Consider the following 21,703-nt stretch of genomic DNA (forward strand, 5'->3'; position numbering starts at 1 on the left):
GTGGTGGTGGCGGCGGTGGCGGGGGTGGCGGCGGCGGGGGTGGCGGCAACAACGCCAACCGTCGCCAGAACGTCCCGCTGCGGCACCAGACCTTCGACAGCAACGGCCCGGACGTCCGCATCCGCGGCAACGCCTGGCAGGTCCATGAGAAGTACCTGGCGCTGGCCCGCGACGCCGCGGCGTCGGGCGACCGCATCCAGGCGGAAAACTACCTCCAGCATGCGGAGCACTATTTCCGCATCATCACCCAGATCCAGGAGTCGGAGAACCGTCAGCGCGACGGTCGCGGCAACGGACAGGCCCACGGCCAGCCGCACCAGCCGAACCAGGATCAGGAGGAGTACGAGCAGCCCGAGGTCGAGGCCGACTCCGACGGCGGCGACGAGCGCGCCGCCGCCAACGCCTGAGGGTTCCGCCTACCCAAGCTCCACCGCGTCACCGACGGCCACCCGGCCGCCGGTGACGACGCGCGCGTAGACGCCGCAGTGCGTGTGCCCCAGGCCGCGCCGCATCGCCGTCAGCAGGTTCAACGCGCGTGAGCCGCCCTCCGGCGTGCCCGCCGGCGCCACGTCGATGGCGGCGCAGCGGCCGACCGGCTGCACCACCTCCAGCACCGACGCGCCGACGCGGATCGCCGTGCCGGCCGCCCAGTCGCGCTCCACCCAGGGGGCGAGGCCGTCGAGCCACAGGTTGGCGCGGAAGCGCCCGGGATCGACCGGCTCCTTGGTCAGCCGCTCGAGGTCGTGCACGCTGGCCAGGTTCAACAGGGAGACCATCGGCGCCTCCTTGTCGGTGAAGGCGAAGCCCTTGCCTTCCGCGATCTTCGGCGCGCCGGGCGCGGCACCGGCCATGTAGGCGGCGAAGAACTGCTCGATCAGCGTGCGGCCCATCGGCTGGTCGAGCCGGCCGCGCGCCACTGGACGGCCGTTGCGGCGGATGGTCAGCGCGCTCGTCTCCGTGTCGAACTCGGTGTCGAGCGCCGCCAGCTTCTCGTTGCGCACCAGGGTGAAGAACTCGGACTTCGGCCGCCAGCCCTCCTGGTCCATTTCGGCGGCGGGGCCGTGCAGGATCGCGTAGGTGCGGTCGAAGGGCAGCGTCCGCCCGGCCGTCAGTTCGACGGCGGGCAGATCCTCGGCGCTCAGCCCCTTGATGGGGTAGCGGCGGATGGCGGCGACGGTGGTCATACGATAGTATCTGTTGCGGCTCGCCCGGTCCTGTCAACCGCAGTGCAACAAAAGTATCACCAGTGCTCGGTTGTCACCAGTGCTCGGCTGGGGGCGCCAGCCCGCGATACTCGGCAAGGCGGCGGCGGGTGGACGCGGTGGCGTCCTCCGGCAGCCGGTCGAGGGGGAAGAACGCCACCTCGACGATCTCGAAGCCGTCGGCCTTGGGCGTGCCGCTCCAGCGCTCGGCGACGAAGACGGCGACGTGGTCGCTGGCCCCGCTGCGGAAGCGCGCGTACATGCCCAGGGGCTGCACGGCGGCCTCGACCGTCAGCCCGACCTCCTCGCGCACCTCGCGCCTCATGGCTTCGACCAGCGTCTCGCCCTTCCCCACGCCGCCACCGGGCAGGTGCCAGCCGGGGACGTAGCTGTGGCGGATCAGCAGCACGCGCTCGCCGTCAACAATGCCCCTATCAATGATTATGGCCCGCACCCCCATGGTCAGCGGCCGCGCCACCCGGTGCCACGCCCTGCGGGCGTGCCAGGCGAGGCGGAGGGGATTCAGCGGGTGCGGCATGACGGGCGTCGGCAGCGTGAGGTCGGTCATTGCGGTGGGGCCGTGCGCGGGGCGGGGAAGCCCTCACGGTAGGCGTTTCCCCACCCTGCCGGAAGCGGCGACGGGTGATTACCCCCATCGTTCGCGCGGGCAATAACCCTCCGCTCCGGGTGGTCTTGCATAGGCCGGGCTCCTCGCCATATCTACCACAGCATCCTCCTGGATCGCACATGTCGCGTGGGTCGAGGCTGACCGGGCTGCCTGGCGGACGGTCGGCGAAGCATGGAGAGTTAGGTCATGGATTTCGAGAAGTACACCGAACGCAGCCGCGGCTTCGTTCAGGCGGCGCAGACGCTTGCGCTCCGCCGGGGGCACCAGCTGCTCACGTCAGAACATCTGCTGAAGACCCTGCTCGACGACAAGGAAGGCCTCGCGGCCAACCTGATCCGCAAGGCCGGCGGCGACCCCGCCGCGGCGCTCAGCGGCGTCGATGCCGAGCTGGACAAGCTGCCGAAGGTGGAAGGCTCGGGCGCCGGCCTGCGCGGCATCACGCCGGAGCTGTCGCGCGTCTTCGAGCAGGCCGAGAAGGTGGCGGAGAAGGCCGGCGACAGCTACGTCACCGCCGAGCGCATCCTGCTGGCCCTGGCCATGGCCGACGGCACCCCGGCGGCGCGCGTGCTGAAGACCGCCCAGGTCAACCCGCAGGCGCTCAACACCGCCATCAACGAGATCCGCAAGGGCCGCACCGCCGACACCGCCTCGGCCGAGCAGGGCTACGACGCGCTGAAGAAGTACGCGCGCGACCTGACCGAGGCGGCGCGCGAGGGCAAGCTCGACCCCGTCGTCGGCCGCGACGAGGAGATCCGCCGCACCATCCAGGTCCTCGCCCGCCGCACCAAGAACAACCCCGTCCTGATCGGCGAGCCCGGCGTCGGCAAGACCGCCATCGTCGAGGGCCTCGCCCAGCGCATCGTCAAGGGCGACGTGCCGGAGGGGCTGAAGAACAAGCAGCTGCTCTCGCTCGACCTCGGCTCCATGGTGGCCGGCGCCAAGTACCGCGGCGAGTTCGAGGAACGGCTGAAGGCCGTCCTCGCGGAGATCCAGGCCGCGGCCGGCGACATCGTGGTGTTCATCGACGAGCTGCACACGCTGGTCGGCGCCGGCAAGGCGGACGGCGCCATGGACGCGTCGAACATGCTCAAACCCGCCCTGGCGCGCGGCGAGCTGCACTGCGTCGGCGCCACCACGTTGGACGAGTACCGCAAGCACATCGAGAAGGACGCGGCGCTGGCCCGGCGCTTCCAGCCGGTGTTCGTGTCGGAGCCGACGGTGGAGGACACCATCTCGATCCTGCGCGGCCTGAAGGAGCGCTACGAGGTGCACCACGGCGTGCGCATCACCGACGGCGCCATCGTCTCGGCCGCCACGCTGTCCAACCGCTACATCACCGACCGCTTCCTGCCCGACAAGGCGATCGACCTGATCGACGAGGCAGCCAGCCGCCTGCGCATGGCCGTGGACTCCAAGCCGGAGGAGATCGACGAGCTCGACCGCCGCATCATCCAGCTGAAGATCGAGCGCGAGGCGCTGAAGCGCGAGACCGACGAGGCCTCCAGGAACCGCCTCGACGACCTCGAGGAGGAGCTGGCCGAGCTGGAGCAGAAGTCCACCGAGCTGACCGCCCGCTGGCAGGCCGAGAAGGACAAGCTGAACAGCGCGCAGAAGATCAAGGAGGACCTCGACCACGCCCGGACCGAGTTGGACAACGCCCAGCGCGCCGGCAACTGGGCGCGGGCGGGCGAGCTGACCTACGGCGTCATCCCTGGCCTGGAGAAGGCCCTGAAGGACGCCGAACAGGCGTCGCAGTCCCGCATGCTGAACGAGGAGGTGCGCGACACCGACATCGCCTCCGTGGTCAGCCGCTGGACCGGCGTGCCGGTGGACCGGATGCTGGCCGGCGAGCGCGAGAAGCTCCTGAAGATGGAGGAGCGGCTGGCCACCCGCGTGGTCGGCCAGGACGAGGCCATCGTCGCGGTGTCCAACGCCATCCGCCGGGCCCGCGCCGGCTTGCAGGACCCGCACCGCCCGATCGGCTCCTTCCTGTTCCTCGGCCCCACCGGCGTCGGCAAGACCGAGCTGACCAAGGCGCTGGCCGAGTTCCTGTTCGACGACGAGACCGCCATGGTCCGCCTCGACATGAGCGAGTACATGGAGAAGCACTCCGTCGCCCGCATGATCGGCGCCCCCCCGGGCTACGTCGGCTACGAGGAGGGCGGTGCCTTGACCGAGGCGGTGCGGCGCCGGCCCTATCAGGTCGTGCTGTTCGACGAGGTCGAGAAGGCGCACCCGGACGTCTTCAACGTGCTGCTCCAGGTACTCGACGACGGCCGCCTGACCGACGGCCAGGGCCGCACGGTGGACTTCCGCAACGTGCTGATCATCATGACCTCGAACCTCGGCTCCGACGTCATCGCCGCGATGCCCGAGGGGCAGGACATCGACAGCGTCCGGTCCGAGGTGATGGAGGTGGTCCGCGCCAGCTTCCGGCCGGAGTTCCTGAACCGCCTGGACGAGGTTCTGCTGTTCCACCGCCTGACCCGCGGCCACATGGGCGGCATCGTCAGGATCCAGCTGGGCCGGCTGACCAAGATGCTGGCCGACCGCGACATCGCGCTGGAGGTCGATCCCGCCGCCACCGACTGGCTGGCCGAGGCCGGCTACGACCCGGTGTACGGCGCCCGGCCGCTGAAGCGGGTGATCCAGCGCGAGCTGCAGAACCCGCTGGCGACCATGATCCTGGAGGGCAGGGTCGCCGACGGCGACACGGTGACGGTCTCCGCGGAGGCCGGCGCTCTGACCATCAACGGCCAGCCGGTTGCCGCGCCGGTACGTTCGGCCAAGTAAAGGCCTCTGCCCTCCCCTGCCTCCGGCGGGGGAGGGTTGGGTGGGGGCAACGGTGCATTCGAGAATCCATGCGAGCCACCGACGCCGTTGCCCCCACCTAACCTCCCCCAGCGGGGCTGGGGGAGGGACCGCGGCGGCGCCTACACCACCAACTCCCTCACCAACCGCCCGACCTCGGCGATGGCCGCGTTGCGGTCGTCGAGCGAGGCCTTGGTCTGCGTGACGTAGACACTGACGACCAGCGGCTTGCGCCCCGGCGGCCAGATCACCGCGACGTCGTTCGCCGTGCCGTGGTCGCCGGTGCCGGTCTTGTCGCCAATGCGCCAGTCCTTCGGCAATCCGGCGCGCAGCCGCGCGTCGCCGGTCCTGGTCGCCACCATCCATGCGTTGAACTGCTCACGAGACGATGCGGACAGGTGGTCCCCGACGGCGAGCGCCCGGAGACTGCCCGCCATGGCGGCCGGCGTCGTGGTGTCGCGCGGGTCGCCAGGGATGGCCGTATTGAGTTCGGTCTCCCGCCGGTCGAGACGGGTGACGGCATCGCCCAGCGAGCGCACGAACGCCGTCAGCGCCACCGGTCCGCCCAGGCTGTCGAGGATCAGGTTGGCGGCGGTGTTGTCGCTCAGCGTCATCGCCGCCTCGCAGATCTCCGCCACCGTCATCCCCGCACCGACACCCTCCTTGGTCGCCGGAGAGTAGGTCACCAGATCGCCGGCCGTGTAGCGCACGCGGCGGTCCAGCCGCTCCTTGCCCTCGTCCACCCGCGCCAGCACCGCGCCGCAGGCCAGCGCCTTGAAGGTGCTGCACATCGGGAAGCGCTCGTCGGCGCGATGCCCCCAGGAGCGCCCGGTCGCGGTGTCCAGCACGGCGACGCCCAGCCGCGCGTCGATGCGTTTCTCCAGCGCCGCCAGCGTGCCGCCCAAATCCTTGTCGGCCTTGCCCGCCGCAAGCGCGATGCCCGGCCGCGCCAGCGCGCCCCCGGCGGCCAGAGCTCCCACCAGCGCGGAAAACCCGCGCCGCGTCAGAATCATCGTCACGATACCTCCCCTCACGGCGCACCAACACGCCATGGTTGTCGAACACGCCAGGAGCGTACGGAGGTTGGACGCCCCGCACAAACCACGTTATCTAGGGCGAGCCATAAATTGGATTTGGGCTTCGATGGTTCGGCCGCACCTTCCGCTCAACGCGCTGCGCGCCTTCGAGGCGTCGGCACGGCACCTCAGCTTCACCCGCGCCGCCATCGAGCTGTGCGTCACCCAGGCGGCGGTGAGCCATCAGGTCAAAGTCCTGGAACAGCGGCTGAACGTCACGCTGTTCAAGCGCCTGCCCCGCGGCCTGATGATCACGCCGGAGGGCGAGGCGCTGTTGCCGGTGCTGCGCGACTCCTTCGACCGCATGGCGGACATGCTGGAGCGGTTCGAGGGCGGGCGGGTCCGTGAAATCCTGACGGTCGGCGCGGTCGGTACCTTCGCCGTCGGCTGGCTGCTGCCGCGCCTGCCGCGCTTCCAGGAGGCGCATCCGTTCGTCGACGTGCGGCTGTCCACCAACAACAACCGCGTCGACATGGCGGCGGAGGGATTGGACTACGCCATCCGCTTCGGCGACGGCGCGTGGCACGGCACCGACGCCGTGCAGCTGTTCGAAGCGCCGCTGTCCGCCCTGTGCGTGCCCGAGATCGCAGCGCGCCTGCGGGAGCCGGCGGACCTGCTGAAGGAAACCCTGCTGCGCTCCTACCGGGCGGACGAGTGGGGCAGCTGGTTCGCCGCGGCGGGCGTCGTCGCCCCGGCGCCGCTGGTGAGGGGGATCGTCTTCGATTCGTCGCTGGCGATGATGGAGGCGGCGCTGCAGGGCGCCGGGGTGGCCCTCGCACCACCGCTGATGTTCGCGCGGCGGCTGTCCATCGGCAGCATCGCGCAGCCCTTCGACGTCCACGCGTCGCTGGGCAGCTACTGGCTGGCGCGCCTGAAGTCCCGCCCGCTCACGCCGGCGATGACGGCGTTCCGCGACTGGCTGGCGTCCGAGGCCTGACCTGCCCTACCGCACCACGCGCCAGGAGCCGTCCGGCTGCTGGCAGGCCGTGCCATGCATCGGCTGCCGTCGACCGTCGATCACGGCGGAGGTCTGGAACTCGCGGCAATAGGCGCCGCTCGGGCCGACGTAGGCCGGACCGGTCGGGTCGGCGTACAGGCCGGAGGGCGGCGGGGCGTAGACCACCGGTGGCGGCGGATAGTAGACGACGCGCGGCGGCGGTACGTAGATCGGCGGCGGGTAGGCGAACACCGGGAATCCGATGCCGACGCCGATCCCCACGCGCGCACCGTGTGCGGACGCAGGTGTGGTCAGCAGCGCCAACGCGGCGCTGACCAACAGAACCCCAACGATCTTCCGAGACATGACGCCCTCTGCCCATACGGCACAGCGTTGCGACGACCCATCCATGAAACACCCGATGCCACCCGCCGGTCCAGAGCCGACAGGGGTCCGGCACGAAAAAGGGGACCGGATGGTCCCCTTGATCGTTCGGTCGAGCCGGCTGCGGCTCAGAACTCCTTCCAATCGTCGTCCGGCGCGTCGCCGGCGTGGCGCAGCGTGCCGCCCGCCGCCTTGGGCGCCGCGGCCGGGCGCGGCGCCTGGGCGGGGCGGGTCGGCTTGATCACCCGTTGCACCGCGGCCGGACGCGCCGGCTTGGCCGCCGGGGCCTGCCACGCCGCCGGGCGGGCGACCGCCGCCTGATCCAGCTTGAAGAAGCCGACCAGCGCCTTCAGGTCGCCGGCCTGACCGGCCATCGCCTGGGCGGCGGCGGTGGTCTCCTCGACCAGCGCGGCGTTCTTCTGCGTCATCTCGTCCATCTGCGCCACGGCGGCGTTGATCTCGTCGAGCGCACTCGCCTGCTCGGACGAGGCCGAGGCCATCTCGGCGATCAGCGACGCCACCCCCTGCACGCCCGACACGATGCCCTGCAGCGCGTCGCCGGCCTTCTGCACCAGATCCACGCCGTCGTGCACCTGGCTGTCGCTGGCGAGGATCAGGCCCTTGATCTCCTTTGACGCCTGGGCGGAGCGCTGGGCGAGCTGCCGCACCTCCTGCGCCACCACGGCGAAGCCGCGCCCGGCATCGCCGGCCCGCGCCGCCTCGACCGCCGCGTTGAGCGCCAGCAGGTTGGTCTGGAAGGCGATCTCGTCGATCACGCCGATGATGTCGGTGATCTTGCGGCTGGCGTCCTCGATCCGCCGCATCGCCTCGATGGCCGAGCCGGCGACGTTGCCGCCGTTCTCCGCCGCCTTCCTGGCGTCCTCGGCCATGCGGTTGGCGCGCTGGGCGTTGTCGGCGTTGGAGCGCACGGTGGCGCCCAGCTCCTCCATCGACGCCGCCGTCTCCTCCAGGTTGGAGGCCTGCTGCTCGGTGCGCTCGGCGAGGTCGGTGGAGCCCATCGACACCTCGGACGCCGCCCCCGCCATGGCGTCGGCGGCCAGGGTGATCTGCCCGACGATCTCGCCCAGCTTGGTCGAGGTGGCGTTGACGTCGGTCTTCAGGCGCTGGAAAGCGCCCTGGTAGTCCTTCTCGATGCGGGTGTTGAGGTCGCCCTGCGCCAGGGCGCCCAACACCGCGCCGATGTCGGCGATGACGCCCTCGACGGTGTCGGTCAGGCGGTTGATGCCCTCCGACATGGTCCGGTAGAAGCCGTCCTTGCCGTCCAGGTCGATGCGCTTCGACAGGTCGCCCTTGGAGACGCCGTCGATCAGCTCGGCGATCTCGTGGCCGATAGCCTGCTCGCGCGCCCGCTGCGCCTCGGCGGCCTGACGCTCGGCCTCCAGGCGGGCGCGCTCGGCCTCGTCCATGCGCTTCTTCTCGATGGCGTTGTCCTTGAAGACCTGGACCGCCTGCGCCATCTCGCCGATCTCGTCCTTGTCGGCCAGCGCCGGGATGGTCACGGTCAGGTCGCCGTGCGCCAGGTTGGTCATGGTCTCGGTCATCGCCCGCACCGGGCGGACGATCGAGCGCGCCACCAGCCACGCCAGCAGCAGACCGACCAGCACCGCGGCAATGCCGACGGCGATGTTGGTGTTGGCGGTGCGGGCCAGCCCGGAGTCGATCTCGATCATGGTCTTGGCCAGCAACTCGAGCGCCGCCGCCTTGGTCGCCTCGGCGATCTGGGCGAACTCCGCGACGTCGCGGCCCATCTGGGCGACCACGCGGGTGGTCTCGTTGACCGCCTCCACCGTCTCGTTGAAGGCCGGCAGGTACTTGCGCACGCCGTCCAGCGCCTCGGCGGCCATCGTCTTCAGCGCCGGATCCTGGAGCTGCGCCTGCAGCGCCTCGGTGTTGGCGACGAGCAGCGCGGCCCGCTGGCGGAACTGCTCGACCCACTTCATCTCGGCGTCGATGAGGAAGCGCGCGGCGAACAGCCGCATGGTCAGCACGTCTTCCACCGCCGTGCCGGCCAGCACCGCGGCCTGGTGCTCGTTGCGGTCCTTCAGCGCCTTGAAGATGTCGGCGAGGCCCTTGCGCGCGGCCTCGCCCGCCGGGGTCAGCACCCGGTACATCAGGTCGTCACGCTTGTCGCGGGCCTGCGACATCTTGGCAAACTGCTGGGAGTAGGCGTCGAGGATGCGGCTCATCCGTTCCAGGCTGGCACGCCGCGCCGGATCGGTCGCCTTCGCCACGGCGGCGGCAAGGCCGGTCTTCAGGGCGTCCTGCAACTCCAGCACACGCTTCTGCGCCGCGTCGTCACCGGTGTTGGAGAAGGCCAGCGCGTTGCGGCGCATGTCGGCCACGGTGCCGGCGATCTCCGACACCTGGAGCGTGCCGTCGGCGATACTTGCGTAGCCGTCGAACTGCCGCTCCACCGTGCCCATCGCCTGCACGCCGATCACGACGAGCAGCACCAGGAGCACCAGGACGGAGAGAAACCCGCCGGAAATCCGCGTCGCTACCTTGAAGCGGCCGGCAAAGCTGGCTTGTTGCATGATCGATCTTCCCAACAGCAAAAGCGCGGCCGCGGCTGGCGGAACCCGCAAAGCCCCATCGGCGGTGGGGTAACATATCCCAAATGGGTTACTGAACCCTATACGAACGACTGGGACAAGATGGAGACACTCCCCCCTTCTACCGGACGGGCGCGGTCACCACGTCCACGGCGGTGCCGACCGCCGAGGTGGTGACGCTCACCGCCGTGCCGACGACGCTGGCCGCCCCGCTCACCACGCCGCAGCCGGCGAGAAGCGTCAGGGCGAGGGCGAGGACGGCGAAACGGGTCATGGCGGCGGCTCCGGCGGGACTGGGACAGGACCTGAGGGAAGCACGGACATGGCAACAGAACCGTTAACGCATGCCCGCCGCCTTTGCGAAACCGTCCGGCGCGCCTAGGTTAGCGGGAGCACGCCGCTTTTCCCCCATTCTCCCTCCAAGTCCGGTCGCCGTCCATGCTCGCTCCCGCCCCCGAATCGCCCACGATGCCCGGCCCCGGCGAGGGCGGTGCGCTCCGCATGCTGCTGCCCTACCTGTGGCCGCGCGATTCCGTGGAGATGCGGGCGCGCGTCGCCGTCGCCTTCCTGTTCCTGATCGCCTCGAAGGCGGCGACCGTCGTCATCCCGCTCTACTTCAAGCACGCCATCGACGCGCTGACGGCGACGCCGGAGCGCGCGGTGGTGGCGGTGCCGGTCGGGCTGATCCTCGCCTACGGCGCGGCGCGCGTGCTGTCGCTGGCCTTCGGGGAGCTGCGCGACGCCATCTTCTCCAAGGTCGGGCAGCGCACCATCCGGCGGGTGGCGCTCAGCGTCTTCCGCCACCTGCACGCGCTCAGCCTGCGCTTCCACCTGGAGCGGCAGACCGGCGGCCTGTCGCGCTCGCTGGAGCGCGGCACCTCGGCCATCGAGACGCTGCTGCGCTTCTCGCTGTTCTCCATCGCGCCGACGCTGGTGGAGATCGCGCTGGTCACCGTCATCCTGTGGCGGATGTTCGACGGCTGGTTCGCGCTGGCGACCTTCGTCACGGTGACCGCCTACATCCTCTACACCTTCACCGTGTCGGAGTGGCGCACCAAGTTCCGCCGCCAGATGAACGAGGAGGACCGCCGCGCCAACACCAAGGCGATCGACAGCCTGCTCAACTACGAGACGGTCAAGTACTTCGGCAACGAGGAGCACGAGGCGCGCCGCTACGACCAGGCGCTGAGCGGCTACGAGGCGGCGGCGGTGAAAAGCCAGCGCACGCTGTCCCTGCTGAACGTCGGGCAGGCGGCGATCATCGCCGTCGGCCTGACCGTGGTGATGGCGATGGCGGCGCAGGGCATCGTGCGCGGCAGCATGACCATCGGCGACTTCGTGCTGGTGAACACCTACCTCTTGCAGCTCTACCAGCCGCTCAACTTCTTCGGCTTCGTCTACCGCGAGATGAAGCAGGCGCTGGCCGACATGGAGCAGATGTTCAAGCTGCTGTCGGTCGAGCGCGAGATCGCCGACTCGCCCGGCGCCAAGCCGCTGGTGGTGACCGGCGGCGAGATCGTGTTCGAGGACGTCTCCTTCGGCTACGACCCGCGCCGCCCGATCCTCAAGGGCGTCGGCTTCACCGTGCCGGCGGGCAAGACGGTGGCCATCGTCGGTCCGTCGGGGGCGGGCAAATCGACCATCAGCCGGCTGCTGTTCCGCTTCTACGACACCTCGGCCGGGCGCATCCTGATCGACCGCCAGGACATCCGCGACGTGACGCAGACGTCCTTGCGCGCCGGCATCGGCATCGTCCCGCAGGACACCGTGCTGTTCAACGACACCATCTTCTACAACATCGCCTACGGCCGCACCTCCGCCTCTCCCGCCGAGGTCGAGGAGGCGGCGCGGCTGGCGCACATCCACGACTTCGTGATGGCGCTGCCCGACGGCTACCAGACCACGGTGGGCGAGCGCGGCCTGAAGCTCTCCGGCGGCGAGAAGCAGCGCGTCGCCATCGCCCGCACCATCCTGAAGAACCCCGCCATCCTGATGTTCGACGAGGCGACCAGCGCGCTGGACACCCACACGGAACGCGAGATCCAGGCCAACCTGCGCGAGGTCAGCCGCGGCCGCACCACGCTGGTGATCGCGCACCGGCTGTCCACCGTGGTGGACGCCGACGAGATCATCGTGCTGGAGCAGGGCCGCATCATCGAGCGCGGCCGGCACGCCGACCTGCTGGCCCTGGGCGGCGCCTACGCCGCGCTGTGGGCGCGCCAGCAGGATTCCAGCCAGGGGCCGGAGCCGGTGCCGGGCGTTCTGGCGCCGACCTGAGCGTTGCCCTTGCGCAGGCCGGCCGCTAGTTTGGCGGCCATGACGACGCCCACCTCCCCCAAGGCCCTCGCCGACGCCGTCCGCCGCGGCGAGCGCCGCGCGCTGGCCCGCGCCATCACGCTGATCGAATCGGCCAACCCGGCGCACCGCGCCGACGCCGAGGCCCTGCTGGAGGCGCTGCTGCCGCACACCGGCCGCTCGGTGCGGGTCGGCATCTCGGGCGTGCCGGGGGTGGGCAAGTCGACCTTCATCGAGGCGTTCGGGCTGCACGTCATCGGCCAGGGCCACAAGGTGGCGGTGCTCGCCATCGACCCGTCGTCGCAGCGCACCGGCGGCTCGATCCTCGGCGACAAGACGCGCATGGTGGACCTGTCGCGCGACGCGAACGCCTTCATCCGCCCCTCGCCGGCCGGCTCGACGCTGGGCGGCGTCGCCCGCCGCACGCGCGAGGCGATGCTGGTCTGCGAGGCCGCCGGCTTCGACGTCATCGTCGTCGAGACCGTCGGCGTCGGCCAGTCGGAGACGGCGGTCGCCGACATGGTGGACCTGTTCCTGCTCCTCCTTCTCCCGGCCGGCGGCGACGAGCTGCAGGGCATCAAGAAGGGCATCATGGAGCTGGCCGACGTGGTGGTGGTCAACAAGGCCGACGGCGACCTGGCATCGACCGCCCGCCACACGGTGGCCGACTACCGCCACGCGCTGGCGCTGCTGCGCCACGGCGGGGCGTGGCGGGTGCCGGTGCTGAGCTGCTCGGCCTTCCACAAGAGCGGCATCGACGCGGTATGGGCCACCATCGGCGAGCACCGCGCCGCCATGGAGCAGGCCGGCCTGCGCGCCCAGCGCCGCGCCGAGCAGGCCCGCGCCTGGCTGTGGAGCGAGATCCGCGAGACGCTGCTCGACGCCTTCCGCCGCCACCCGCAGGTCCAGGCCGCCCTGCCGGCGCTGGAGGCCTCCGTCACCGCCGGCACCCACATCCCCACCGCCGCGGCGCGCACGCTGCTGGAGCGCTTCCTGGGGCGGCCGGTGACCAACTCCGATTGATGGGGCCGATTGACGGATTATGCCGCAGCGCAATATTTCTGTTGCACTGCGGTATCCGGATCCCTACCCTGACGCTCGGCGAAGTGCGGGTGCCGTTCTGCTCGGCACCGAGGCAGGGTCTTGTCCGTGAGTTATCCGGGGCGGCCGGCCGGGATCGCCTTTAACTCACTCAGTATTCGAGGGACTTCATCCATGAGCACGAACCTTCTGGACATCTACGCCCAGGCCGGCGCGCTGGCCAAGAGCAACGCCGAGACCGCCGCCGCCCGTTCGGCCCGCATCGCCGGCCTGATCCAGGACGGCGCCCGCCGCTGGGCCGAGGGCGTCACCGCCCAGCTCGGCGAGACCGCCAAGCTCGTCCAGGACCTCGGCAAGGTGCGCAGCCCGGCCGACGTCGCCGAGCTGCAGCGCACCCTGCTGGTGACCGCCTCGACCCGCGCCGCCGAGAACGTGAAGGCCTTCGTCGAGCTGTCGCAGAAGATCGCCGCCGAGGTCGCCGCCCCAGTGGCCGCCGCTCCCCTGGCCGTCGCCAAGGCCGCCCCGGCCAAGGTTGAGGCTCCGAAGGCCGCCGCCCCGGCTCCGGCCCCGAAGGCTCCCGCCGCCAAGGCCGAGGTGAAGACGGCCGAGCCGAAGCCCGCCGCCAAGGCTCCCGCTGCCAAGGTCGAGGTGAAGGCCGAGGCCCCGAAGGCCGTCGCCGCCCCGGCGAAGGCCGAGGAGAGGAAGCCGGCCCCGAAGGCCGCCGCCAAGCCGGCCGCCAAGAAGGCCGCGCCCGCCCCGAAGGCCGCCCCGAAGGCCGAGGTGAAGCCCGCCGCCAAGCCCGAGGCTCCGAAGGCCGCCGCTCCGGCCCCGGCGAAGGTCGAGGCCCCGAAGGCCGAAGCCCCCAAGGTCGAAGCGAAGCCCGCCGCCGCGGCGCCCGCCCCGGCCCCGAAGGCTGAGGTCAAGGCCGAGGTGAAGGCCGAGACCAAGCCGGCCGTCGCCGCCGAGTGACACCGGCATCACCGACGCCTCCGCCGGCCGGGGGCGTCGGTCTCCGAATCCCGATCGGGCGCGCGCCGGAGTCTTCCTGCCTTGACGGGCGCGCGCTTGTTCGACTATAACGCCGGCCTTCTCTGGACGGAGCGCCGTCCGAGACCGGATTTACATTGTTAAAACGAAGGAACCGTCCGATGGCTCGTCGGTGCTCCGTGACCGGCAAGGGCACGCAGTTTGGCAACAACGTCTCGCACGCCAACAACAAGTCCCGCCGCCGCTTCCAGCCGAACCTCCAGGAGACCTCGGTGCTGAGCGACGCGCTCGGCACGTCGGTCCGCCTGCGCCTGTCCACCAACGCGATCCGCACGATCGAGCACAAGGGCGGCCTCGACGCCTTCCTGCTCGACGCCAAGGACGCGGTCCTGAGCCTCGACGCGCGCCGCCTGAAGCGCCGCATCGCCAAGGCCCTGGAAAAGGCCGCCGCCTAATCCGGCACCGGGATCGCCGGGGAGACGCGAGCTCCCCGGCCGCAAGCCTGCCGCGGATCACCGTGGCGGGCTTTTCTCGTTTGGGCGCGTGCCTTGAGCCCTCCCTCGCCTCCGGCGAGGGAGGGTGAATTACCCTATTCCACGCTGTCCGGATCCGCCGCGTCCACGACTCGCCGTGCGATGTCGTAGGCGAACCCCGCCCGCCCCAGCGCCGCCAGGTCCTTCTCCCGGTGCGCCGCACGCAGTTCCGGCAACCGGTACGGTCCGAGTCGCCGCCGCCGCGCCAGCGCCAGGGCGGCCGTGAGGTCGAGGTCGCCCTCCACGTCCTCCTCCACCCGGCCGAGCGCTTGGTCGACATGGTCCCGCCCCACCCCCTTGGCAGCCAGCTTTTCGCGGATGGCGCGGGTCGAGGCGCCGCGGCGGTGCAGGCTCTCCGCCTTCATGCGGGCGTAGCCGGCGTCGTCGAGCAGGCCGCTGCGCCGGTAGCGCTCGATCAGCGCGTCCACCCAGCCGGCGCCCTCCTCGCGGTCGGTGCCGTGCGCCTGGGCCGAGCGCTCGACCTTGCGCATCAGCACGCGCCGCAGGTTGGCGGCCGAGCTGGCGAAGCGCTCCAGGTAGTGCAGCGCCGCGTTCTCCAGGTACTGCGGCGTCACCCGCTTCGGCGGGGGCCTCTCCCTGGAGCCTTTCTGGTCGTCCGTCATGACAGCCTTTCCTCGCGGCGGGTTGCGGCACCGCGATCCGCGCCCTAATCTCCAACGCCCCAGCGTACAACGTGAAACGATGACTCATCCGCTTCCTCCCATGCCGCGCACGGTCGGCTCCGTCAACTGGGTCGGCCTGTGGACGCTCTACGCCCGCGAGGTGCGGCGCTTCATCAAGGTGCACCAGCAGACCGTCTGGGCGCCGGTGGTCACCACGCTGCTGTTCTACGCGGTGTTCGCGCTGGCGCTGGGCGGTGCGGTGCGGGTGGTCGGCGGCGTGCCCTACATGGAGTTCCTGGCGCCCGGCCTGATCATGATGGCGATGACGCAGAACGCCTTCGCCAACACCTCGTCCTCCATCGTCATCTCCAAGGTGCAGGGCAACATCGTCGACATCCTGATGCCGCCGATGGCGCCGCTGGAGCTGGTGCTGGGCTTCGTCGGCGGCGGCGTCACCCGCGGCGTACTGGTCGGCTTGGTGACCGCGGTGGCGATCCGGCTGTTCGTGCCGTACCACGTGGCGCATTGGGGCTTCGTCGTCTACCACGCGATCATGGCGTCGATGCTGCTGTCGCTGCTCGGCCTCGTCGGCGGCATCTGGTCGGAGAAGTTCGACCACATCGCCGCGGTGACCAACTTCGTGGTGACGCCGCTGGCCTTCCTGTCGGGCACCTTCTATTCGGTGGAGAGCCTGCCGCCGGTGTTCTGGTGGCTGGCCCACCTCGACCCGTTCTTCTACATGATCGACGGCTTCCGCTACGGCTTCATCGGCCGCTCGGACGGCACGCTGGGCCTGGGGATCGCGGTGATGGCGGCGATCAACGCCGGGCTGTGGTGGCTGGCGTGGCGGATGCTCAGCACCGGGTACAAGCTGAAGGCGTAGGAGCTTGGCGTAAATCAAGCACCTTCTCCACTCGTCATCCCCGCGAAGGCGGGGATCCAGAAGAGTTGGCAAAGCCACAAGGCTGCAAAGCGCCCTGGATCCCCGCCTTCGCGGGGATGACGGCCAAAGAAGTTCTTGGACAAGGTGGGCAGGTGCCTAACACGACGCCTATCGCGCTTAGCCTCAACTGACCACGCGCACCGCCCCCGTAGGACATCGATATCGGGTTGTCCGCGCCACCGAAAACGTGATAGGCTATATTTCCTATAAATTGAGCGATAAACCGCAGCGGCACCCTCAAATGAGACACCTCCCCGAATCGCGTTTCATAGCGTTTCACGGCGTCTCATCCAACCACGGCGAAGCCCCGCCATGCCCTGACGGCGTAGCCCATCCGTTGACAGAGCGAAGTGATCTCAGGATAGTGGCCGCCTTCCGTCGGGCGGGGTGCCCGCCGGACCCTTTTTTATTGGGGGAATGCCCGTGATTCCGGTCGTCATGCCCACGTACTCCCGTCCCGACATCGAGTTCGAGCGGGGTGAAGGCGCGTATCTCTTCGATACCGCCGGGCGACGATTCCTGGATTTCGCGTCGGGCGTCGCCGTCAACGCGCTCGGCCACGCGCACCCGCATCTGGTCAAGGCGCTGACCGAGCAGGCGCAGAAGGTCTGGCACATCTCCAACCTGTTCAAGGCCGCGGGCACCGCCGGGCAGTACGGGCTGGCGCAGCGGCTGGTGGACGCCACCTTCGCCGACACGGTGTTCTTCACGAACTCCGGCGTCGAGGCGTGGGAGTGCGCGGTCAAGGTCTGCCGCAAGTACCAGTACGAGACCGGCCACCCCGAGCGCTGGCGCATCATCACCTTCGAGCAGGCCTTCCACGGCCGCAGCACCTCGGCCATCTCCGCCGCGCAGCAGGAGAAGCTGGTCAAGGGCTTCGGCCCGCTGGTGCCGGGCTACGACCTGGTCGCCTTCGGCAACCTCAACGAGGTGCGCGCCGCCATCACGCCGGAGACCGCCGCCATCTGCGTCGAGCCGGTGCAGGGCGAGGGCGGCATCCGCGTCGGTTCGGAGGATTTCCTGCGGGGCTTACGCGCCGTGTGCGACGAGTACGGCCTGCTGCTGATGCTGGATGAGATCCAGACCGGCATGGGCCGCACCGGCAAGCTGTTCGCGCACGAGTGGGCGGGCGTCGCCCCCGACGTCATGGCGGTGGCCAAGGGCATCGGCGGCGGCTTCCCGCTCGGCGCCTGCCTCGCCTCCGAGAAGGCCGCGGTCGGCATGACCGGCGGCACGCACGGCTCCACCTACGGCGGCAACCCGCTGGCCATGGCGGTGGGCAACGCCGTGCTCGACGTCGTGCTGGCGCCGGGCTTCCTCGACGGCGTGGAGCGCATCGCCGGCGTGCTCCAGCGCCGCATGGAGGATCTGGTGCGCAAGCACCCCGCCATCTTCACCGAGGTGCGGGGCAAGGGCCTGCTGCTGGGCCTGAAGTCCGTGCCGACCAACACCACCGTCATCGAACGCCTGCGCGCCAACGGCCTGCTGAGCGTCGCCGCGGGCGACAACGTGGTCCGGCTGCTGCCGCCGCTCGTCATCGGCGAGGCCGAGGTCGACGAAGCGATCGGCATTCTCGACCGCACCGCACGGGAGCTGGCGTCATGAGCGCGCCCCAGAACAAGACGATCAGACATTTTCTGGATCTGCACCACTTCGACACCGCCACGCTGCGCGCCATCCTCGACGACGCCGCGACGATGAAGCGCAACCGCGCCGCCTACGCCGACCGGCTGCGCGGCCGGACGCTGGCGATGATCTTCGAGAAACCGTCGACCCGCACCCGCGTGTCGTTCGAGGTGGGCATGATGCAGCTCGGCGGGAACGTCGTGGTGCTGAAGCACGACGACATGCAGCTCGGCCGCGGCGAGACCATCGCCGACACCGCGCGCGTGCTGTCGCGCTACGTCGACGCCATCATGGTGCGCACCGGGCCGGAGACCCGCCTCCAGGAACTCGCCGCGCACGCGGCTGTTCCGGTGATCAACGGTCTCACCAACGAATCGCACCCCTGCCAGATCATGGCCGACATCCAGACCTTCGAGGAGCGTTGCGGCCCCATCGCCGGCCGCATCGTCGCTTGGACCGGGGACGCCAACAACGTCGCCACCAGCTGGGTGCACGCCGCCGTGCGCTTCGGCTTCACGCTGCGCCTCGCCTGCCCGAAGCCCCTGCGCCCGCCGGCCGCCCTCATGGACTGGGCGAACGCGGAGGGCACCGGCGCGGTGGTCAACATGGACACCCCCGAGGAGGCGGTGCGCGGCGCCGACTGCGTGGTCACCGACGCCTGGGTGTCGATGAACCACTCCATGGAGGAGAAGCAGGAGCGCTACGACGCGCTCGGCCCCTACCAGGTGAACGAGCGCCTGATGGGGCTGGCCAAGCCGGACGGGATCTTCCTGCACTGCCTGCCAGCGCACCGCAACGAGGAGGTGACCGACGCCGTCATCGACGGCCCGCGGTCGGCCGTCTGGGACGAGGCGGAGAACCGCCTGCACGCTCAGAAGGCGGTCCTGGCCTGGTGCATGGACGCATGACGGACGCGGCGGTGACCAATCCGGCCCCTCAGAATCCGGCGGTGGACGACCTCGTCCAGCCGTTCCAGATCGAGGCGTCGCACCTGCGCGGGCGCATGGTGCGGCTTGGGCCCGCGCTGGACGAGATCCTCGCCCGCCACGCCTACCCCGACGCGGTGGCGAAGTTCCTCGGCGAGACGATGACGCTCGCCGTGCTGCTGTCCAGCATGCTGAAGTACGAGGGCATCTTCACGCTGCAGACCAAGGGCGACGGCCCCATCAAGCTGATGGTGGTCGACGTCACCTCGGTGGGCGACGTGCGCGCCTACGCCCAGTTCGACGAGGAGGAACTGCGCAAGGCCGGCGACGACGTGGACATCGCCCCGGCCCCGGCGCTGCTCGGCAAGGGCCACATCGCCTTCACGGTGGACCAGGGCCAGCACACCGACCGCTACCAGGGCATCGTCGAGCTGTACGGCAAGACGCTGGCCGACTGCGTGCAGCACTACTTCCGCCAGTCGGAGCAGATCGACACCGGCCTGACCGTGACGGTCGGCAAGAGCGACCAGGGCCACTGGCGGGCCGGCGGCATCATGCTGCAGCGCCTGCCCGAGCAGCAGCCGGGCGCCGGGGTGCAGCTCTCCAGCGACGCCGAGGACGGCTGGCGCCGCGCCATGGTGCTGATGGCAAGCACCACGTCGGACGAGCTGCTGGACCCGGACCTGCGCGCCAACGAGCTGCTGTTCCGCCTGTTCCACGAGGACGGCGTGCGGGTGTGGCCGCCGTCGCACCTGCGCTTCGGCTGCCGCTGCTCGCGCGAGCGGGTGGTGACCATGCTCTCCAACCTGCCCCGCGCGGAAGTCGAGACCATGAAGGTCGACGGCACCGACGAGGTGGAGGTGGTCTGCCAGTTCTGCTCCACCGCCTACCGCTTCGACGACGCCGCACTGGACAAGGTGTACGAAGGGAAAGGCGGCTCCTCCGCGTGAGGTAATGCCGCACGGGCTGTTCTCCCCCTGTCAACAATTGTCAGGGGGAGGTGCGCCATGCGCACGTCAGCCTTTGTGTTCCTGTCGGCCTTTGCGCTGCTGTCCACCGCCGGCTGCGCGCAGACGAACGACTTGTTCGGCGGGTCATCCTCGCAGGCCTCGCAGCCGCTCACCCAGCAAAACACCATGAGCGTCGCCTCGCTGACTCCGCAGGAGATGATGGGCAAGAACGTCATCACCAACAATGGCCAGAAGATCGGCGAGGTCGAGGACGTGCTGCTGCGCAAAAACTCGAGCCGTGCATCGCACGTCGTGATCGGCGCCGGCGGCTTCCTCGGCATCGGCGAACACAACGTGGCGCTCGACGTCGACAAGCTGCGCTGGTCGGGCGACCACAACGCTCTGGTCGCCATGAACACGACCCGTGACCAGATCGCCAACCTGCCCGAATACCATTACGACGGCAGCGTGGTGTCGCTGAACCGCCCGAAGGGGAGCTACTGATAGGACTCCTTCCGGCGCCGCGCCGGCTTGGTGCGGCGCGGCGCCGGGGGTATACAGGGACGCTTTTCCTTCCCCTCCCCGACCGGAGAGAGCATGCCGTCCCGCCGTTCCCTTCTTCTCGCCGCCGCGGCGTCCGTGACGCTCGCCGCCTGCCAGAGCGCCGCGCCGGTCCGTCCCGCCCCGCGCGCGGTCGATTTCTCCGCCTTCGGCCCGATCGTGCTGAACGCCGCGACGATCGACGTCGTCGACGCCACCCGCCCGGCGGCCGGCGTGCACGTCGAACCGCGCGCCGTCACCCCGCCCCTGGAGGCCATGCGCCAATGGACCGCCCAGCGCCTGCAGGCGGCCGGCCGCGCCGGCTCGGTGCGGGTCACCGTGCGCGACGCCAGCATCGTCGAGGTGCCGCTGGCGAAGACCAAGAGCGGCGTGACCGGCTACTTCACCAACGAGCAGTCGCACCGCTATGATGGCCGCGTGGAGGTGGAGATCACCGGCGAGGCGCCGGTGGCCGGCGGCGGCAGCTTCCGCGGCACCACCAAGGCGGCGGCCACCTACTCCGCCACGGTGGCGGAGAACGCCACGCTGCACGACCGCGACGCCACCATCAGCGAGGTGTCCCGCCGCCTCGCCGAGGAGATCAACGCCCGCCTCGACGCCGGCATCCGCAAGGACCTGACCGCCATGGTGGTGCGGTAAAAACCAAAAGGGCGGCCGGGCGCCTCCTCGGCACCCGCCGCCCTGCGGCAGCGTCGAAAAGAAAGGCCGTGTCAGGCGGCCTTCTTCACCTGGGCGGCCTCGAAGAAGACCTTCAGCAGCGTCTCGACGAACGCCGGCACGTCGTCCGCGCCGCGGGCGGTCACCGTCACGCCGTCCACCACCAGGGTCTCGTCGCTCAGCTTGGCGCCGGCCTGCGCCAGCGTCTCGGCCTGGCCCTCGATGGCGACCAGCGTGCGGCTGCGCAGCTTGCCCGGGATGGCGAGCAGCTGGATGCCCTGGTCGATGGCGGCGATCGGCTTGCCGGCGTCGAGGAAGTGGCCGACGATGCGGCGGGTGTGCGCCGACTGCTGCAGCTTGGCGACGCTGCGCTCGCCGCCCGGCAGCAGGAGCATGTCGTAGTCGGAGCCCAGCACGTCGCCAAGCTGCTTGTCGACCGGGAAGTAGTGGCCCCAGGCGCGGCCGTGCCAGCCGTTCACCAGGCCCGTTTCGGTGGAGATCGTGTGCAGGGTCGCACCGGTCTTGAGGAGGGCCCGCTGGGCCTCGGTCATCTCGACCTCCTCGAAGCCGTTGGCGACGAGGATGGCAATTCTCTTACCCGCGAGCGGCTGATCCATACTCATATTCGTCCTTTCACTGTTCATCCTGAACGGGAGACGGGCTGTGGGGCCGCGCTCCCGGTCGACCGAAGCCGCCGCGCGTGTCCTTGATCCTCGGGACGCCTAAGGGAAAGCATCCGCCCACCGCGCCGGTCGGCGCGGTGCGGCGAAGGGACCCGCGGCCGTCTATTGGGGAAAGCCGGCGCAGGGGCGAGCGCGCCCCGGTCGATGTGTTTTGAGCATGGAACACAAGTGGCCTCTAGAAGGTCCCGAGTCAATGGTTGATTCCGCAGCGCAGCGAGGAGAAACCGCGGTTTCCCAGCGTTGTCACACCCCGACAACGGCCTGGGG

The 21,703-nt window shown here is 70.1% G+C and carries 21 protein-coding genes; 13 read left to right on the plus strand and 8 right to left on the minus strand.

What is annotated here, in order from left to right; genetic code table 11:
• Positions 1-407: DUF4167 domain-containing protein (locus tag TSO221_RS12485; protein WP_109118825.1), on the plus strand; the 407-nt coding region annotated here is incomplete at its 5' end.
• A gap of 9 nt (positions 408-416) precedes the next feature.
• Here the strand turns inward: TSO221_RS12485 and TSO221_RS12490 are convergent.
• Positions 417-1,184, minus strand: coding sequence for an MOSC domain-containing protein (locus tag TSO221_RS12490; protein WP_109118826.1), 768 nt, complete (start codon positions 1,182-1,184; stop codon positions 417-419).
• Between the two features lie 73 nt (positions 1,185-1,257).
• Positions 1,258-1,770, minus strand: a complete 513-nt coding sequence (locus TSO221_RS12495; protein WP_199229466.1) for an NUDIX domain-containing protein — start codon at positions 1,768-1,770, stop codon at positions 1,258-1,260.
• A gap of 246 nt (positions 1,771-2,016) precedes the next feature.
• Here TSO221_RS12495 and clpB point away from each other — a divergent pair, with 246 nt between their 5' ends.
• On the plus strand, positions 2,017-4,623 hold the full coding sequence (gene clpB / locus TSO221_RS12500; RefSeq protein ID WP_109118827.1) for an ATP-dependent chaperone ClpB: 2,607 nt from the start codon (positions 2,017-2,019) through the stop codon (positions 4,621-4,623).
• Between the two features lie 140 nt (positions 4,624-4,763).
• Here clpB and bla read toward each other — a convergent pair whose 3' ends face one another.
• A complete protein-coding gene (gene bla / locus TSO221_RS12505; RefSeq protein WP_109118828.1) occupies positions 4,764-5,654 on the minus strand; it encodes a class A beta-lactamase in 891 nt (296 codons plus the stop codon).
• A 130-nt stretch (positions 5,655-5,784) separates the two neighbouring features.
• Between bla and TSO221_RS12510 the strand changes: the two genes are divergently transcribed.
• Positions 5,785-6,654 (plus strand): LysR family transcriptional regulator, encoded by an 870-nt coding sequence (locus tag TSO221_RS12510; RefSeq protein ID WP_109118829.1) that lies wholly within the window; start codon positions 5,785-5,787, stop codon positions 6,652-6,654.
• A gap of 6 nt (positions 6,655-6,660) precedes the next feature.
• Here the strand turns inward: TSO221_RS12510 and TSO221_RS12515 are convergent, their stop codons facing one another.
• The 3 genes from TSO221_RS12515 to TSO221_RS35375 all read right to left on the minus strand — a co-directional run bounded on the left by TSO221_RS12515 (position 6,661) and on the right by TSO221_RS35375 (position 9,885).
• Positions 6,661-7,020 (minus strand): hypothetical protein, encoded by a 360-nt coding sequence (locus TSO221_RS12515; protein WP_146208790.1) that lies wholly within the window; start codon positions 7,018-7,020, stop codon positions 6,661-6,663.
• 146 nt (positions 7,021-7,166) lie between these two features.
• Complete coding sequence (locus TSO221_RS12520) at positions 7,167-9,593, minus strand: methyl-accepting chemotaxis protein (RefSeq protein ID WP_109118831.1); 2,427 nt, start codon at positions 9,591-9,593, stop codon at positions 7,167-7,169.
• A gap of 139 nt (positions 9,594-9,732) precedes the next feature.
• Positions 9,733-9,885, minus strand: a complete 153-nt coding sequence (locus TSO221_RS35375) for a hypothetical protein (protein WP_158284072.1) — start codon at positions 9,883-9,885, stop codon at positions 9,733-9,735.
• Positions 9,886-10,049: 164 nt separating this feature from the next.
• On the opposite strand from TSO221_RS35375, the gene TSO221_RS12525 reads away from it, so the two are divergent.
• From TSO221_RS12525 to rpmB, 4 genes are all read left to right on the plus strand, one after another.
• Positions 10,050-11,888 carry an ABC transporter ATP-binding protein/permease gene (locus tag TSO221_RS12525; RefSeq protein ID WP_109118832.1) on the plus strand — a complete coding sequence of 613 codons (1,839 nt, stop codon included), beginning with the start codon at positions 10,050-10,052 and terminating at the stop codon, positions 11,886-11,888.
• 39 nt (positions 11,889-11,927) lie between these two features.
• Positions 11,928-12,929 carry a methylmalonyl Co-A mutase-associated GTPase MeaB gene (gene meaB / locus TSO221_RS12530; protein ID WP_109118833.1) on the plus strand — a complete coding sequence of 334 codons (1,002 nt, stop codon included), beginning with the start codon at positions 11,928-11,930 and terminating at the stop codon, positions 12,927-12,929.
• Between the two features lie 192 nt (positions 12,930-13,121).
• Positions 13,122-13,916 carry a phasin family protein gene (locus TSO221_RS12535; RefSeq protein ID WP_109118834.1) on the plus strand — a complete coding sequence of 265 codons (795 nt, stop codon included), beginning with the start codon at positions 13,122-13,124 and terminating at the stop codon, positions 13,914-13,916.
• A 179-nt stretch (positions 13,917-14,095) separates the two neighbouring features.
• A complete protein-coding gene (gene rpmB / locus TSO221_RS12540; RefSeq protein ID WP_109118835.1) occupies positions 14,096-14,389 on the plus strand; it encodes a 50S ribosomal protein L28 in 294 nt (97 codons plus the stop codon).
• Positions 14,390-14,523: 134 nt separating this feature from the next.
• Here rpmB and TSO221_RS12545 read toward each other — a convergent pair whose 3' ends face one another.
• Positions 14,524-15,090: a RecX family transcriptional regulator gene (locus TSO221_RS12545; RefSeq protein ID WP_109118836.1), complete on the minus strand. Its 567-nt coding sequence runs from the start codon at positions 15,088-15,090 to the stop codon at positions 14,524-14,526.
• Between the two features lie 79 nt (positions 15,091-15,169).
• Between TSO221_RS12545 and TSO221_RS12550 the strand changes: the two genes are divergently transcribed.
• From TSO221_RS12550 to TSO221_RS12575, 6 genes are all read left to right on the plus strand, one after another.
• A complete protein-coding gene (locus tag TSO221_RS12550; protein ID WP_109118837.1) occupies positions 15,170-15,973 on the plus strand; it encodes an ABC transporter permease in 804 nt (267 codons plus the stop codon).
• Between the two features lie 498 nt (positions 15,974-16,471).
• Positions 16,472-17,638 (plus strand): aspartate aminotransferase family protein, encoded by a 1,167-nt coding sequence (locus tag TSO221_RS12555; protein WP_199229467.1) that lies wholly within the window; start codon positions 16,472-16,474, stop codon positions 17,636-17,638.
• Positions 17,635-18,567, plus strand: coding sequence for an ornithine carbamoyltransferase (gene argF / locus TSO221_RS12560; protein ID WP_109118838.1), 933 nt, complete (start codon positions 17,635-17,637; stop codon positions 18,565-18,567). Before TSO221_RS12555 ends, argF begins: the two co-directional genes overlap by 4 nt.
• Positions 18,564-19,535: an Hsp33 family molecular chaperone gene (locus TSO221_RS12565; RefSeq protein ID WP_109118839.1), complete on the plus strand. Its 972-nt coding sequence runs from the start codon at positions 18,564-18,566 to the stop codon at positions 19,533-19,535. Before argF ends, TSO221_RS12565 begins: the two co-directional genes overlap by 4 nt.
• Before the next feature lie 57 nt (positions 19,536-19,592).
• Entirely contained in the window at positions 19,593-20,039 is a 447-nt protein-coding gene (locus TSO221_RS12570) for a PRC-barrel domain-containing protein (RefSeq protein ID WP_109118840.1), read from the plus strand.
• A gap of 93 nt (positions 20,040-20,132) precedes the next feature.
• Positions 20,133-20,735 carry a hypothetical protein gene (locus tag TSO221_RS12575; protein WP_109118841.1) on the plus strand — a complete coding sequence of 201 codons (603 nt, stop codon included), beginning with the start codon at positions 20,133-20,135 and terminating at the stop codon, positions 20,733-20,735.
• Between the two features lie 71 nt (positions 20,736-20,806).
• Here TSO221_RS12575 and TSO221_RS12580 read toward each other — a convergent pair whose 3' ends face one another.
• Positions 20,807-21,370 (minus strand): DJ-1/PfpI family protein, encoded by a 564-nt coding sequence (locus TSO221_RS12580; protein ID WP_109118842.1) that lies wholly within the window; start codon positions 21,368-21,370, stop codon positions 20,807-20,809.
• Positions 21,371-21,703: the final 333 nt, after the last annotated feature.

It is taken from the genome of Azospirillum sp. TSO22-1 (assembly GCF_003116015.1).
Classification (GTDB): Bacteria; Pseudomonadota; Alphaproteobacteria; order Azospirillales; family Azospirillaceae; genus Azospirillum.

Excerpts from the sequence above, each read along its gene's own strand:
- TSO221_RS12525 (WP_109118832.1), top strand. The coding sequence starts at position 10,050 with ATGCTCGCTCCCGCCCCCGAATCGCCCACGATGCCCGGCCCCGGCGAG.
- TSO221_RS12520 (WP_109118831.1), bottom strand. The coding sequence starts at position 9,593 with ATGCAACAAGCCAGCTTTGCCGGCCGCTTCAAGGTAGCGACGCGGATT.
- TSO221_RS12535 (WP_109118834.1), top strand. The coding sequence starts at position 13,122 with ATGAGCACGAACCTTCTGGACATCTACGCCCAGGCCGGCGCGCTGGCC.
- TSO221_RS12575 (WP_109118841.1), top strand. The coding sequence starts at position 20,133 with ATGCCGTCCCGCCGTTCCCTTCTTCTCGCCGCCGCGGCGTCCGTGACG.
- bla (WP_109118828.1), bottom strand. The coding sequence starts at position 5,654 with ATGATTCTGACGCGGCGCGGGTTTTCCGCGCTGGTGGGAGCTCTGGCC.
- TSO221_RS12490 (WP_109118826.1), bottom strand. The coding sequence starts at position 1,184 with ATGACCACCGTCGCCGCCATCCGCCGCTACCCCATCAAGGGGCTGAGC.
- TSO221_RS35375 (WP_158284072.1), bottom strand. The coding sequence starts at position 9,885 with ATGACCCGTTTCGCCGTCCTCGCCCTCGCCCTGACGCTTCTCGCCGGC.
- TSO221_RS12495 (WP_199229466.1), bottom strand. The coding sequence starts at position 1,770 with ATGACCGACCTCACGCTGCCGACGCCCGTCATGCCGCACCCGCTGAAT.
- meaB (WP_109118833.1), top strand. The coding sequence starts at position 11,928 with ATGACGACGCCCACCTCCCCCAAGGCCCTCGCCGACGCCGTCCGCCGC.
- TSO221_RS12565 (WP_109118839.1), top strand. The coding sequence starts at position 18,564 with ATGACGGACGCGGCGGTGACCAATCCGGCCCCTCAGAATCCGGCGGTG.
- TSO221_RS12515 (WP_146208790.1), bottom strand. The coding sequence starts at position 7,020 with ATGTCTCGGAAGATCGTTGGGGTTCTGTTGGTCAGCGCCGCGTTGGCG.
- TSO221_RS12570 (WP_109118840.1), top strand. The coding sequence starts at position 19,593 with ATGCGCACGTCAGCCTTTGTGTTCCTGTCGGCCTTTGCGCTGCTGTCC.
- TSO221_RS12545 (WP_109118836.1), bottom strand. The coding sequence starts at position 15,090 with ATGACGGACGACCAGAAAGGCTCCAGGGAGAGGCCCCCGCCGAAGCGG.
- rpmB (WP_109118835.1), top strand. The coding sequence starts at position 14,096 with ATGGCTCGTCGGTGCTCCGTGACCGGCAAGGGCACGCAGTTTGGCAAC.
- TSO221_RS12580 (WP_109118842.1), bottom strand. The coding sequence starts at position 21,370 with ATGGATCAGCCGCTCGCGGGTAAGAGAATTGCCATCCTCGTCGCCAAC.
- TSO221_RS12550 (WP_109118837.1), top strand. The coding sequence starts at position 15,170 with ATGACTCATCCGCTTCCTCCCATGCCGCGCACGGTCGGCTCCGTCAAC.
- TSO221_RS12510 (WP_109118829.1), top strand. The coding sequence starts at position 5,785 with ATGGTTCGGCCGCACCTTCCGCTCAACGCGCTGCGCGCCTTCGAGGCG.
- clpB (WP_109118827.1), top strand. The coding sequence starts at position 2,017 with ATGGATTTCGAGAAGTACACCGAACGCAGCCGCGGCTTCGTTCAGGCG.
- TSO221_RS12555 (WP_199229467.1), top strand. The coding sequence starts at position 16,472 with ATGCCCACGTACTCCCGTCCCGACATCGAGTTCGAGCGGGGTGAAGGC.
- argF (WP_109118838.1), top strand. The coding sequence starts at position 17,635 with ATGAGCGCGCCCCAGAACAAGACGATCAGACATTTTCTGGATCTGCAC.